This is a genomic window from Collinsella sp. CLA-ER-H8 (genome assembly GCF_040092335.1).
Lineage (GTDB): Bacteria > Actinomycetota > Coriobacteriia > Coriobacteriales > Coriobacteriaceae > Collinsella.
The window spans coordinates 116,000-129,740 of the sequence record NZ_JBBNLU010000005.1; the positions used below are offsets into that span (position 1 = coordinate 116,000).

The 13,741-nt window shown below is 62.0% G+C and carries 10 protein-coding genes and 1 tRNA gene; 1 reads left to right on the forward strand and 10 read right to left on the reverse strand.

Annotated features, from left to right (window positions below; translation table 11 throughout):
* Positions 1–650: 650 nt before the first annotated feature.
* From AAAX72_RS04790 to AAAX72_RS04825, 8 genes are all read right to left on the reverse strand, one after another.
* Positions 651–992 carry a 4Fe-4S dicluster domain-containing protein gene (locus AAAX72_RS04790; RefSeq protein WP_349129314.1) on the reverse strand — a complete coding sequence of 114 codons (342 nt, stop codon included), beginning with the start codon at positions 990–992 and terminating at the stop codon, positions 651–653.
* Between the two features lie 7 nt (positions 993–999).
* Positions 1,000–2,088: a nickel-dependent hydrogenase large subunit gene (locus AAAX72_RS04795; protein WP_349129315.1), complete on the reverse strand. Its 1,089-nt coding sequence runs from the start codon at positions 2,086–2,088 to the stop codon at positions 1,000–1,002.
* Between the two features lie 5 nt (positions 2,089–2,093).
* Positions 2,094–2,813 carry an NADH-quinone oxidoreductase subunit C gene (locus tag AAAX72_RS04800; RefSeq protein WP_349129316.1) on the reverse strand — a complete coding sequence of 240 codons (720 nt, stop codon included), beginning with the start codon at positions 2,811–2,813 and terminating at the stop codon, positions 2,094–2,096.
* The gene (gene nuoB, locus AAAX72_RS04805) at positions 2,813–3,388 is read right to left on the reverse strand and encodes an NADH-quinone oxidoreductase subunit NuoB (protein WP_349129317.1); all 576 of its coding nucleotides are present in this window, start codon (positions 3,386–3,388) and stop codon (positions 2,813–2,815) included. Before nuoB ends, AAAX72_RS04800 begins: the two co-directional genes overlap by 1 nt.
* 12 nt (positions 3,389–3,400) lie before the next feature.
* Positions 3,401–6,283, reverse strand: coding sequence for a proton-conducting transporter membrane subunit (locus tag AAAX72_RS04810; protein ID WP_349129319.1), 2,883 nt, complete (start codon positions 6,281–6,283; stop codon positions 3,401–3,403).
* Positions 6,284–6,569: 286 nt separating this feature from the next.
* Positions 6,570–6,965, reverse strand: a complete 396-nt coding sequence (locus AAAX72_RS04815; protein ID WP_035136573.1) for a helix-turn-helix domain-containing protein — start codon at positions 6,963–6,965, stop codon at positions 6,570–6,572.
* 448 nt (positions 6,966–7,413) lie between these two features.
* Positions 7,414–9,444 carry a bilirubin reductase, long form gene (gene bilR, locus AAAX72_RS04820; RefSeq protein ID WP_349129321.1) on the reverse strand — a complete coding sequence of 677 codons (2,031 nt, stop codon included), beginning with the start codon at positions 9,442–9,444 and terminating at the stop codon, positions 7,414–7,416.
* Between the two features lie 528 nt (positions 9,445–9,972).
* Positions 9,973–10,049, reverse strand: a tRNA-Met gene (locus AAAX72_RS04825).
* 196 nt (positions 10,050–10,245) lie between these two features.
* Here AAAX72_RS04825 and AAAX72_RS04830 point away from each other — a divergent pair.
* Positions 10,246–11,019: a type III pantothenate kinase gene (locus tag AAAX72_RS04830; RefSeq protein ID WP_349129323.1), complete on the forward strand. Its 774-nt coding sequence runs from the start codon at positions 10,246–10,248 to the stop codon at positions 11,017–11,019.
* Positions 11,020–11,206: 187 nt separating this feature from the next.
* On the opposite strand, the gene AAAX72_RS04835 is transcribed toward AAAX72_RS04830, so the two are convergent.
* Both AAAX72_RS04835 and folP read right to left on the reverse strand, forming a co-directional pair.
* Entirely contained in the window at positions 11,207–11,908 is a 702-nt protein-coding gene (locus AAAX72_RS04835) for a hypothetical protein (RefSeq protein WP_349129325.1), read from the reverse strand.
* Positions 11,909–13,651 carry a dihydropteroate synthase gene (gene folP, locus AAAX72_RS04840; RefSeq protein ID WP_349129327.1) on the reverse strand — a complete coding sequence of 581 codons (1,743 nt, stop codon included), beginning with the start codon at positions 13,649–13,651 and terminating at the stop codon, positions 11,909–11,911. It abuts the gene before it with no gap.
* Positions 13,652–13,741: the final 90 nt, after the last annotated feature.

The window sequence follows — 13,741 nt, forward strand, 5'->3', positions numbered from 1 at the left end:
AGGTGACACACGTTCCAGATTCGGTTTTGGGCGTGAGACAAATGTCTCACCAAAGTTGAGACACGAGGGTTTTCGCAGGAAAACGGGTGCGACTCGGAGCCAACAGGTCAAAATGATCCGTTTTCCTCCGTCCCCGGGGGATCAGTTGGTAACGCTCGCCACGAAACCGGCCCATCTACTACGTTTAACCCGATACCCCTGACCATAACCGTGTTTTACGAAAAATCGCAGGCGTTCTACCTGCGGTTTTCTTTTCGCATTTTTTGCCGTGGTTGAGGGACGCCGCCCAAACGTAGTAGATAGGCCCATTTCATGGCGAACGGGCCACACGGATGTCCTCGCGAGGCCAAAATGATCCGTTTCCCTCTGTCCACGGGAGATCAAGTGCTGTTACGAATATGGTGTCATTTCAAAACTATGCCGGTTTACTACGATAAAAACGAGATTCCCGACCACGCGTGATTTTTTCGCAAAACTACAAGCCGTCTACCTGCGGTTTTGATTTTGCCAAATGCGGTGTGGTTGGAGGTGGGCGATTTATCGTAGTAATCCGGCATAGTTTTGTTCGCGACGGCACAACCGCACGTTTAAGCGCGGGGCCGGTGGGGCAAAATTGCCCCACCGGCCCCTATTCCAGTTCTATCCCAGCGTTACTCCGGCTTGGTTTCTACCGTGGGAGTCTTATCCGCCGCAACTGGAGTACGGGCGGTGTCCATAGTCAGGCAGTGCTTGGGGCAGCTCTCGATGCACTCGCCGCACACCACGCAGGCATACGGGTCGATCGACCACGTTCCGCCCTTGCGATCGACCACGAGCGCGCCCGCCGGGCAGCGGCGCGCGCACATGCCACAGCAAATGCACACGTCCATGTCGTTAACGATATGCCCGCGCAGGCGTTCGGGCGCCGTCAGCTTCTCCTGCGGATAGCACACCGTGACCGGCTGCTTGACCATAGAGCCCAAGGCCGTCTTGGCAAATGTCAGCAAACTCATGCCGCGCCTACCTTTCCGTGCAGCTAATGCAGGGGTCGATGGTCAGGATAATCATGGGCACGTTGGCAAGGAGCACGCCCTGCAGCGCATGCGTCAGACCCGCCAGGTTTTGCGACGTCGGCGTGCGCACGCGAAAACGGTCCAGATTCTTGGTGCCGTTACCGCGCACATAGTAATACGCCTCGCCGCGCGGCTGCTCAATCACAACCTCGCCGCGTGCGCCGTCGGCCGGTGTAAGCTTGGTGCGCCCGCCTATCCCGTCGTGCGGAATCTTGCCCACAAGCTCCTTAATGATGTCCATGGCCTGCGCGACCTCGGCACAGCGCACCTGGCAGCGGGCATAGCAATCGCCATCGGTAGCAACGATGGGCTCAAACGCAGCCAGATCCGCATAGGCACCGTCGTCAAACATGCGCACGTCGTAATCCACGCCCGATGCGCGCCCAAACGGACCGACCATCGAAAGCTCCAGCGCGTCTTTCTTGCTAATCACGCCCACGCCATGCAGGCGCTCGCCGCAGCTGTTGTCGTCCAAAAACGTATGCAGCAGGGCCTCGTAGTCAGGACGCATGGCATCGAGCGTCTGGACAATGCCCGCCAGCTCGGAGTCCTCGATATCGTGCTTAAGGCCGCCGATCTCGTTAATCGACAGAATCACGCGCCCGCCGCAAGTGCTCTCAAAAATCTTGAGTATCTGCTCGCGCAGGGTCCATGACCGATAGAACAGCGCCTCGAAGCCAAAGGCGTCGGCGAGCAGGCCCAGCCACAGCAGATGCGAGTGGATGCGCGAAAGCTCGTGCAAAATGGTGCGGATATACTGCACGCGGCCGGGCACCTCGATGTCGAGCATGCGCTCGCAGGCGCTGGCATAGCCGCAGCTGTGGCCCACGGCGCAAATGCCGCAGATGCGCTCGGCGATGTAGCCAAACTGATGCATGTCGCGCTTTTCGGTGAGCTTCTCGAGTCCGCGGTGCACAAAGCCGATCTGCGGAATTGCCTCGAGAACGCGGTCGTCCTCGATCACCAGGTCCAGATGAAGCGGCTCGGGCAGCACCGGGTGCTGTGGGCCAAACGGAATAACGGAGCGATATGCCATGGACCTTACGCCTCCTTTTTCTGCTTGTCGCGGGCGGCCTTTGCGGCAAGCGCCGCGCGGACCTTGGCCGCCTTCTCGGGATCCATGGCGGCGAGCTTTGCCTCCATCTCGGCGGCCTTGAGCGCGGCCTTCGCAGCAGCCTCATCGTGCTGAGCATCGGAGCCGGCAGCCGCAGCGGGCTGGGCGGCATCAGCGCTCGCAGCATCGCCGGCACCCGCGGCGCCCTCCCCCGCAGCGGGTGCGGCAGCGACGGCCTTCTCGGCCGCGGCCTTGCGCGCCTTGGCCTCGGCAGCGGCACGCACCTTCATGGCCTTCTCGCGTGCGGCCTTCACCTCGGGCGTGATAACGCTCATGGGTTCGGCAGTCGAGACCTGGTAGAAAAAGCCCTTAAAGTCAATCTGCATATCGGTGATGGCAAGACCGAATAGGTCGTGCGCTTCGTTTTCAAACGGAAATACCGCCGGATAGTACGAGCTGATGGACGGAATCTCCTGATACTGATCAATTCCCTCAACCATCAGGTTCTCGATCGCATAGCTGCCGTCCTGCGCAATATGCTCCTGAGTAGCACGAACGTCGATAAACGTATAGACCAGGCGATACGATCCGTCGTCCACACAGCGCTCGGCGTGCATCTGCACAAAGCGCGCGCCGACGCCCTTGAGCGCTTGGACATGCGACAGGAGCTCGTCAATCCCGACGGTGGTATAGATAGCCTTTTGCATTACTCGGCCTCCTTTGCAGCGGCGGGCACGACGGGCGTCCCAGCGGCCGTGTCGCCGGCCCCCGCAGCAGCCACAAACCCGTCCTCGCCCAGCTCAACGCCACCGTCCCAGGTAGCAGCGCCGCCTACGGTGAGCGGATCGCCGCCGGCGCGCATCACGGCCTCCTTCTGGTCCAGGATGCCGCATGCCTCCACGATGGCATCGATCACCGTCTCGGGGCGAATGGCGCACCCGGGCGCGTACACGTCCACGGGAATCGCGCGGTCCACGCCGCCGATCACGTTATAGGCATCGCGGAACACGCCGCCCGAGCACGCGCAAATGCCGCACGCCACCACGCACTTGGGCTCGAGCATCTGATTGTAGATCTGGCGCACGACGGGCAGGTTCTGGGCATTGACCGACCCCGTCACCAAAAAGATGTCCGCATGCTTGGGGTTGCCGGTGTTGACCACGCCAAAGCGTTCCGCATCGAACAGCGGCGTGAGCGAGGCCAGCACCTCGATATCGCATCCGTTGCAGCTCGAGCCGTCGTAATGAATAACCCACGGCGAGCGCGACATTTTATGATCCATGGATGCCGCCTCCTAAATAAACACGTCGACGAGGATGGGCATAAGGTTGAGCAGGCCAAACACCAGCGCCACACCCCATCCGAGCCTAAAGCAGCTGCGCCAGGTGCTGCGTGCGAAGGTGTTGTCGATCAGAACCTCGACAAAATACGCCACAGCCATCACGACCAGGGCGACCACCCAGCTCACCGGGTTGTCCCAGACAAAGAACATGCCCACCCACATCAAAAACAGCACGGTCTCGCACCAGTGCATAAGGGTCATCTTGGCCAGCGTGCCGCCGCTCATCTCGGTGGCGACACCCTGGACAATCTCCTGATGCGCGTGATGCGAGTACGAAAGGTCAAACGGCGACTTGCGCAGCTTGATGGTAAGCACCGCGAGCAACGCGAGGAAAATGGGTGCGCTGTACACGATGATGGGGGCCGACTGCCCCGTCACGGCGATGGAATCAAAGCTATCGGTGGCGAGATACAGGCCCACGCTCATCAGCAGAACGGCGGGCTCGTAGCTCATAACCTGCAGCAACTCACGATCGGCGCCGACCTGCGCAAACGGGCTTTGCGTCGAGGCGGACGCCAGCACCACAAAGATCGCGGCGAGCGTCACCATAAAAGCGCACAGCAGCGTGTTGGAGCCCGACACAAAGATGCCACCGCCCACCACGGTAAAGATGAGCGCGCACGCCATATAGGTATCGTCCATGGTGTTTACGCTGGCAGGGGCTTTGCGCAGCAGCTTGGCAACGTCGTAGAATGGCTGGAGCAGGCGCGGGCCCACGCGGCCCTGCATGCGGGCCGAAAGTTTGCGGTCGAGGCCGTCGATCAGGCCGCCCACAAGCGGCGCCAGCAGGGCAAACGCCACGGTGCCAATAAAAATGCCCACGACACCCGAACCTTCAAAATACTTGCCGCGCAGCACCGAGGGCGCACTCATGGCAAGTCTCTCGGGCCCAATCCACGCGCAACACAGCAGCGCAAACAAGATAATGCTGCAGCACACGACGCTACCCGCGGGGCCAATACGCTTCTCGCCAAGGGCATCCTCCGAATACCAATTGCGCTTTTCGGCCTTCACCTCGCGTCCCATCGAGCCGCGGAAATGGCGATATTTGTCGGTTCCCACGCCCGAAAGGTACACGTTGACGTGCGGCTTATTGCTCACGCGGAATGAAGTCAGCAGCACCACGGCGATAAAAGCCACGATAACGACCATCAGATACATGGCATCCTTGCCGATAACGTATGGCACGCGGCCAAACACCATGGCCAAGTAAGGCGACACCAGACCACTCGAGATGAGCGGGAACGCCACGCAGCACAGAATCAGCAGCGCGGCGATGGTGTTGAGCGCCATCCATTCGGTCTTATGGACATTGACCTCAACGTTTTGAGCCGTGGGGTCGACACCCGAAAGCTTGGCGAGCCACTTACCCCAGAAGAAGAACGTCGCGGCAGAGCCAAAGGCCAGCACCATGATCATGAGCACGTTGCCGGTCTGCGCAAACGCCACCAGGGCGCCCCACTTGGACACGAGCATGCCAAATGGCGCCACAAACATGCCCATGATGCCCAGCATCATCAGGCGCGTCAGGTGCGGCATGCGGCTGAACATACCGTCCATGTCCTCGATATTGCGGCTGCCGATATGATGCTCGGCCGTGCCCACGCACAGGAACAGCAGCGACTTTGCCACCGTGTGGAACAGGATCAGAAAGATGGCCGCCCATACGGCCTCGGGCGCGCCGACACCCAGGCAGGCACTGATAAGGCCCAAGTTGGAAATGGTGGAGAATGCGAGCACGCGTTTGGCGTTGCTCTGCGAGATGGCCATGAGGGCAGCGAGCAAAAACGTGATGGCACCCACACTCGTGACCATAAAGCCCGTCACGGGATAGATGGCATAGAGCGGGCTCAGCTTGACCATTAGGAACACGCCGGCTTTAACCATGGTTGACGAGTGCAGCAGGGCGCTCGTGGGAGTGGGGGCAACCATGGCACCCAACAGCCAAGTGTGGAACGGCATCTGTGCGGCCTTGGTGAGTGCGGCGAGCGACAACAGGATGACCGGCATCACCAGCAGTGCGGATTGCGCGGTACCGGCGCCGGAAAGCTCGATCATGCCCGAGATGGTCAGCGGCATGCCGTTAACGTGCAAGAACATAAGGCCCGCCAAAAACGCGATACCGCCCAGCATGTTGAGGATGATCTGGGTAAAGGCGTTCTTGATGGCCTCGGGCGTGCGCGTGTAGCCAATCATAAGGAACGAGCACACGGTGGTGATTTCCCAGCCGCAGAACAGCCACTCAAGGTTATCGCTCGTCACGATGACGAACATGGCCGAGAGGAACAGAAACATAAGTGCCAGGAACTGCGGGCGACGGTCGGGCGCGGTCTGCCCGCGCAGCGCGGCCTCGTGCTCGTCATGAGCCTGGAAGTCCTTCATGTAGCCCAGGGCATACACGCAGATTAGGCTGCCGACGATACCGACGGCGAGGACCATGATCACACTCATGTAGTCCAGGTAGAGCGGCGTCGCCGTGACGGCTTCGGCCGCGGGCAACGTCATGGCTGCAAAGGCGAGCGAGCCCACCAGCTGGACTATGCCGAGCACCGTGGTGAGCGCGTTCCTGTATTTGTACGCGTTGTACAGGATGACGGCGCACAGAATTACGTCGATGACGGAGCTGACGATCGAGAGCACATGCGAGGTGCCGGGGGCAACCTCAAAGCTCTGCGGACCCGTGCCAAAAAACATGACGGCGACTACAACTGTCACCGCCATAATAATGCCGGAGCCTATGAGCCCTACCGCATCGCGGGCTCGCTCACCGCGCGCGAGCAGCATACCCAGCGCCGGTACCAGCGGAAACAGGGTAAGGAAATACAGTAGCGTCATACCATCACTCCCCCGTGCAAAAACGCTGCAATTGTTTAACGTTATAGCTCAATTGAGGAGTAGCGACGGCAGGTTTTCGGTCAACTGGGGAGTTTTAGGCGTACGGGGTAAGGAGTCTGTCCGCATTGGAGTAGAGGGGTGACGTTCCCTTACCGCAGCGACGGACGCGCGGGCCACTGCGCGCGGTTTATTGGCCACGTTGGAGGATGTCCCGATAGGCTCGCGCCGGTCCAAAAAGTTGGCGCGGCAAGAAAAATGCGCCCCTGTGGGCGCACCATCCCGTTTGCTATTCCGCCTTTTTAACGCGCGGCTTGCGACCGCGCGGCTTATCGACCAGTGCGGCCTCACCGCTCTCGCGGTACTGACGGCACCAAGCCTTGACCGAAGACTCGCTGGGAATCTTGTGCTTGATCATGGCCTCGCGAACCGTCAAGCCGTTTTCCAGACGGTCCTTAACCACAGCGAGCTTTACGTCGTACGAATAGGTGTGATGATGCGAACCGGCATTGAGAACGGCGTCGGCACCGCCCACGGCATACGCGCGGGCCCACTGACGAGCCGTGGCCTGGGGAATGCCAAGCTCCGCAGCGAGGGCGCGATGACCGACCCCCTCTTGGAGGATCTCGACGGCGCGCTGCCTAACCTCGGGCGCATGCGTGCGAGTCCTAGTTGCTTCCGACATACCTGCCACTTCTTAGCCTTAACCGTTAATCTGCTTTCTTACGTGCAAGTTAGATAGTAGCATTTTACTGTTTGCTCAAAGCAGTTAATTAAAATAGACGCGGCGTTATCTGGGCATTTGGCACCAAATTACGACATTTCTTTATCGATTATTTACGCTGGTAGCCGACTCGCAGCTAATCGTCATTCGCTTGTCAACAAAATTGGCATCTCTTTATGTCCTTTGGTATAGAGGATATAGTTATTAACCCCTCCCCCAATAATTTTGAGTGATCTGCAAGGCAGTAGACGTCCTCACTCCTCATGATTACCGCGCATTGCCATCCACCGGAGCAAAACAAAAGGGCGGGACCTGCTGCGCTTGCAGGCCCCGCACCGATTGACACCCGACGGGACACAGCCGGGCGAAACGGATCCGTGCTACCGTCCCGCCTGGCCGCGATGTTCAACTACAGCTCGTTGGCCGCGTGATACGCCGTGCGAATGGCGCTCGCAATGTCGGCGGTGCGCTCGCCCGAGCAGTCGCCCACGCAGGTCACGGGCACCGTCACGCCGTCCAGGTCAAACGCGTTGGCCTTGGAGCCCACGGCCATCACCACGTAATCGCAGGCGATCTTCACCGGCTCCTCGGCGCCGTCCTCGGTGGTGCGCACGGCCTCCACGCCCTCGTCGGTAATGGCGGTCAGGCGGGTCTTCACGTGCTGCTCCACGTTGTGCTCGGCAAAGTCGCTCATAATCAGCGGCAGAATGGTCTCGGACTCGCCCGCGGCAATCTTGTCGAGCATCTCCACAATCGCCACCTCGCAGCCGTGCTGCAGCAGGTACTCGGCAGTCTCGGTGCCCACCAGGCCACCGCCAATAACGGCGACGCGCCCGCTGAGCTCTACCTTGCCGGCCAGCACGTCCCAGCTCGAGACGACCTTGTCCGAGTCGGCGCCCGGAACGGGGATGACCACGTCGTGTGCGCCCACGGCCACAATCGCAGCGTCGGCGGCGTTGAGGTCCTCAGCGGTAGCGGCATGGCTGAGCTCAACCTTCACGCCCAGGCCAGGCAGAATCTTCTCGTAGTACTCGACCGAGCGCATGATCTCGTCCTTGCGCGGAGGCGCAGCCGCCAGCACAATCTGGCCGCCCAAGTGATCGCTCGCCTCGTAGATGGTCACGTCGTAGCCGCGCTTGGCCGCCACGCGTGCGGCCTCCAGGCCGGCGATGCCACCGCCCACCACGGCGATCTTCTTGTCGCCCTCGCCCGGCTTGATGGCGATGGTCGCCTCGTCACCGTTCTCGGCATTAAGCACGCACGAGATGTACTTGCGGTTTTGAATCGCGTCGACGCAACCTTTGTTGCAGTTGAGGCACTCGCGGATGGGTTCGCCCGTGGCGGCCTTCAGCGCAATGTCGGGGTCGCACATGAGCGAGCGGCCATAGGCGATGATGTCGGCGGCGCCGTCTTCCAGAATCTTCTCGCCGGCCTCGACCGAGACAACACGGCCGACGGTTGCCACCGGCACGGAGACCAGGGCCTTGACGCGCTCGGCCACGGGCAGCGTCCAGTTGTAGGGCATGGCGCCCATGGGCGGAATGGTGTCGCCCATGTTGCCGGTGTGGTTGGCCTGTGCGACCTGGATCATATCGATGCCCGCGCCCTCGAGCAGCTTGGCGAACTCGCAGGCCTCGTCGGGCCGCAGGCCGCCCTTGCCGCGCGGCGTGCCGTCGGGGTTCTCCATGATCACGGGGAGCTTGTACTCCACCATCAGCTGCGGCGCAGCCTCCTTAATGGCGGCGACGACCTCCAGCGCATAACGGACGCGGTTCTCGAACGAGCCACCATACTCGTCGGTGCGCTGGTTGAGGATGGCCGAGCACAGCGAACCCACCAGGCGGTCGCCGTGGACCTCGATGGCATCGATTCCGGCCTGCTGCGCGCGGGCGGCCGAGGCGGCGATGGCCTCCTTAATCTGGGTGAGCTGCTCTACGCTCGCCTCGTTCACAAAGTGCTGCATGTCGTGATGCAGCTTGGCGTAGGCCTGGTTGCGGATCTCGTTGGACTCGGCCATCTTGGCGGCAAAGGTCTCCTCGTCGCCGGCGGCCTTGGCCTCCTGCGCGGCCTTGGCAGCGGCCATGGAGCCCATGACCATGCGGCCGACACCGGGCACGTCGTACTCGGGGTGGAACAGCTGCAGCGCGACCTTGGCGCCGTGCTTGTGGACGGCGTCGGCCAGCGCCTTAAACGTGGGGATCTGGGCGTCGGTTGCCAGCTTGGGCGTGGGGCTTGCGGTCATGACGGGAGCTACGTCGCCGATGACGATGTAGCTCACGCCGCCACGGGCCAGGCGCTCGTAAAAAGCCAGGCTGCGGTCGCCAATGGAACCGTCGCGCTCCTCGTAACCGGTGGTAAGCGGCGGGAACATAATGCGGTTCTTGAGCTCAAGGGGGCCAACCGTAATGGGCTGGAGCAGCTTGCATGCAGGTGCGGTCATGGATATTCCTCTCTTGTAGGCGCGGCGGCGATGATGCCGCGTAGTTGTCTAGAGGATATGGCATGGGAATACAACAGCGCAACGGAAATCGGCGGACAGCAGGTGGCGGCAGGTGGATGGGGCGAGGCGGCCCGTCGGTTTGTCTCAATCTGTAACAGTTACGCGACAAAACCGGGTCTTACTGTTACAGATCGAGACATTCCTCTTGGCCCATCCTCAACAGTCTAGATCTGTAACAGCTAGGCCCACTTTTGGCCCCTATCTGTTACAGATCGAGACAAACCAAACCCTCCTGCTAGAAAATCTAAATCTGTAACAACAACTCGGCAAAATCCGTCCCTCGTGTTACAGATTTAGACAAACACGACCCAAACCACCGGTATATCTCGATCTGTAACACCTAGCCGCCCAAATCGGGTCTAGATGTTACAGATCGAGATTTTGATTGAGAGGCCGAGAATTGGACCGAAAACACGATCCCGAAATAACAAAAAAGCTCGCCGGCTAGGCCGACGAGCTGCAAGTTCTTGGTCGCGGGGGCAGGATTTGAACCTACGACCTCCGGGTTATGAGCCCGGCGAGCTACCAGACTGCTCCACCCCGCAATGTCTGGGCGCCTCATGTGCGCAAGAAAGGATATTACGCGGGAGTTCGGTAAACGGCAAGGAAAATCTCGTAGAGCATAATTCCTTCATATTTAAACCCCTCAGCCCCTATCACCGTAAACGAATCGCAGCCGAGCGCCGTCGACGGCACGTATACAATGGTGCGCGTCCTTTTATGCCAACACTGGGAGTAGACATGCTGCTCGCTATCGATATGGGAAACACGCAGACGGCCATGGGCCTGTTTGACGGAGACGAGCTGGTGCAGTCGTGGCGCATGCCCACCGACCGCTCCTATACCGCCGACGAGATCCACGTGCGCCTGATGGGCTTCTTTAAGATGTACGACCTCTCGCTCGGCGCGGTCGACGCGATCGCCTTTGCCGGCGTGGTGCCGCAGCTCTCGCGCGAATGGCACGCCGTGGCCGACCGCATTGCCGCAGACGCCATCGTCATCGGGCCGCAGACGGCCGCCGTGACCAAGCTGCGTGCGGCGCGACCCCAGGCCGTGGGCGCCGACCGCGTAGCTAACGCCGTCGCAGCCGAAGCTTTCTACGGCGCGCCGGCGATCGTGGTGGACTTTGGTACCGCGACCAATATCGACGTCATCGATGAGGACGGCTATTACATTGGCGGAGCGATCGCGCCGGGCATCCGCATCTCCATGGACGCGCTTGCCGCCCGTGCCGCCAAGCTCGCCAGCGTGCCGCTCGAGGCACCCGAGCATGCCATCGGCCGCGACACCGAGGAATGCATCAAAGTCGGCGCCGTGATGGGCGCCGCCGCCATGGCCGAAGGCCTGGTCGCGCGCATGAAGCGCGAGCTGGGGCGCGAGGACGCCACCGTTATCGCCACGGGCGGCCTCGCCAGCATCGTCGCCGATTCGACCGATGCCTTCGACGTGGTCGACGGACAGCTCACCATCAAGGGCATCTGCGAAATCTTCCGCCGCATGCAGGAGCTGGGATAGAGCAGGGGCTAAAGTCGAGCGCGAGCGGCGAACTAGGCAATGCATCGGTCCTATTCCTCAAAAACGAAAATTTTTCAGTTTTGAGGAATAGGATTAAGGCAGCTCGGCAGTCACGCAAAAGCCCTCCCCGGCACAGGCCGAAGAGGGCTTCGTTGTCATCGTTATCTTTGAGTGCGGGCGCTACGCGTTACAGTCCGCGAATTCGTACAGCCTCGGGCGGAAACTCTTGCTCGCCGGCATCGGTCTTGATAGTCGCACGACCCCAGATATCCAGGCCCGCAAACACACCGACCGCAAGCGGCAAACCGTTGGGCGACACCGCCGCAACTTGGCGGCCCAGCAGCGGCACCATGTCGAAGTACTCGCCCAGCACGGGAGCCAGCGGCCCTGCGGCGCCTTGCGGCGTGTTGGCAACAACCGCCCAGGCGTCCACGCGGGCCAGCACGGCGGCGGCCAGCGTCTCGACCAGCGCTTCGTCAGCCACGTCCACACCAAGCTCGCTCAACGCCGAATGCTCAATATCAACCGTCACCGCGGCAAACATGCCCGCAGCACCGGCACCGCCGTTCACGGCAACACGCGCGAGCGACGTCTCAAACGCAGGCGCACCGCACACGATATCGCTCGGCCACTGGATGCCCACTTTGCCGGCAAGCCCCAGGCCCGGCGTTGCGGCCGTGCCCGCGAGCGCGTCCATCATACCCATTGCGGCCACAAACGGCAGGCCGTGGAAGGCGTGCATGTTCACATCGGGGCGCACGACCAGCGAAAACATCAGCGATGCATCGCCCGCGCTCCACGCGCACCAGCCCGCGGACATGCCCTCGCGGCCCGCGTCGCGCGCCGCGTCGAGCTCGGTGCCAGCGGCAACAGCATTCATCTCGATCATCTACATACGCCCCAATTCGCCCACGATATGGCCCACGCGGTCCTCGGGCTCCTTGACCTCGACGCCGTTGTAGCGGAAGAACCGCGCCGGGTCGTGCATCAGGTCCTCGAGCGGCACCAGCACAAAATCGCGTTCGCCGATCAGCGGATGCGGCAGGCGCAGCTTTTTGCCGCCGTGGGTCTCGCCGTCCATCCACAGCAGGTCCAGGTCGATGGTGCGCGGACCGTTGGCCTTGGCCTTTTTGGAGCGGTCGCGTCCCAGCTCGGCCTCGATCTTCATGAGCTCGTCGAGCAGCACCAGCGGCGCAAGCTCGGTCTTGATCTCGATGACGGCGTTGGCAAACGCGTCCTGGCGCGTCTCGTAGGCAGGCTCGCTCTCGTAAATCTTGGAGGAGTTAGACACGCAGGTGAGTGGAATCTCGGCGATCATCTCGCGTGCGGCGCGGATGTTGTCGCAGCGATGCCCCAGGTTGGAGCCCACGGCCACAAACGCGCGGCGCGGCTGTGGCTTGGCAACCGCCCAGTAGCCGCTCAGGAACTGCGCAAAACCCGCGGCGTCGTGCACGCGCACGATGTTGGCACCGGCCTGGATAGCGCCCAGGCACACGCCAAACGTAGCGGCATCGCGCTCGGCGGCCTCGGTCACGCCCGAGACGGCGCCCACAAAGCGCTTGCGCGACACGGCGCACATGAGCGGATAGCCCAGTGACGCCATCTTGGCAGTCTCGCGCTGGATGACGATGTCCTCGTTAGCCGACTTACCAAAGCCCGGACCAGGATCGATGCAGATACGGTCGCGCGACACGCCGGCATGGATGAGTGTGCGGGCCTGGTCGGATAGAAAGCCCATGACGCGGCGCATGATGGGCGCAGAATCGGGCAGGGTAAAGCGGCGGAGCTGCGAGGTGGGCACGTAGGCCTCCTCGCGGCGGGCGCTGCGGCGCATCATGGCGGCCAGGCGGTCATTGGACTCCGATGCGGCCTCGGTGGCCTCGGGCGCAGCCTCGGGCGCGGGCGCAACGGTCTCGGCGGCAGCAGCCCGCTCGGCGGCGGGCGTCTCCTGCTCGCTTGCAGGCTCGGACGTGGGCTCCGGTTCGCCAAACGGCAACGAGGGCTGCACCACGCCGCCCGGAAGCTTGGCCTCCGACTTAGGCTCACCCAGCAACTTGCCGCGACGGCGGCGAGCCGGCTTCTCGGCCTCACGCGCGGCCTCGGCAGCCGCCTCGCGCGCCTTCTCGGCAACAAACGCCGCTGCCGAGGTATCGAGCTGCACCGTTGCGTGCGTGCGGGTGGGCGCGGCGACCTCGCCGGCATGCATCACGATGACGCCGCAGGTGCTCGTCTTAACAAACTCGACCATCTTGGGATCGGTGAAGCCGGTCACGTCGTTGACGATCGAGGCGCCGCAGCGCACGGCCGCCTTGGCAACCGCCACATGACGCGTGTCGATCGAGACGATGGCGCCCTCCTTGGCCAGCGCGCGCACCACGGGCAGCACGCGGCGAGCCTCCTCGTCGGGGTTGACCGGGGTAAAACCAGGGCGCGTGGACTCGCCGCCCACGTCGATGATGTCGGCGCCGGCGTCGAGCATCGCTAGGCCGTACTCGATGGCGGCATCCGGGTCGAAGTGCTCCCCGCCATCGCTAAACGAATCGGGCGTCACGTTGAGGACGCCCATGATGCGCGGACGGTCAAAGCTGAGCTCGTACTTTCCGCACCGCCATGTCTTGCTGTCGTTCGCCATGAACATCCTCCTAAAATGCCCACGCCGCCGAGCTTGGGGAGCTGGCGGCGGGGTCGCTTTGCACTCAGTCTTTCTATTGTATCCGCGCGC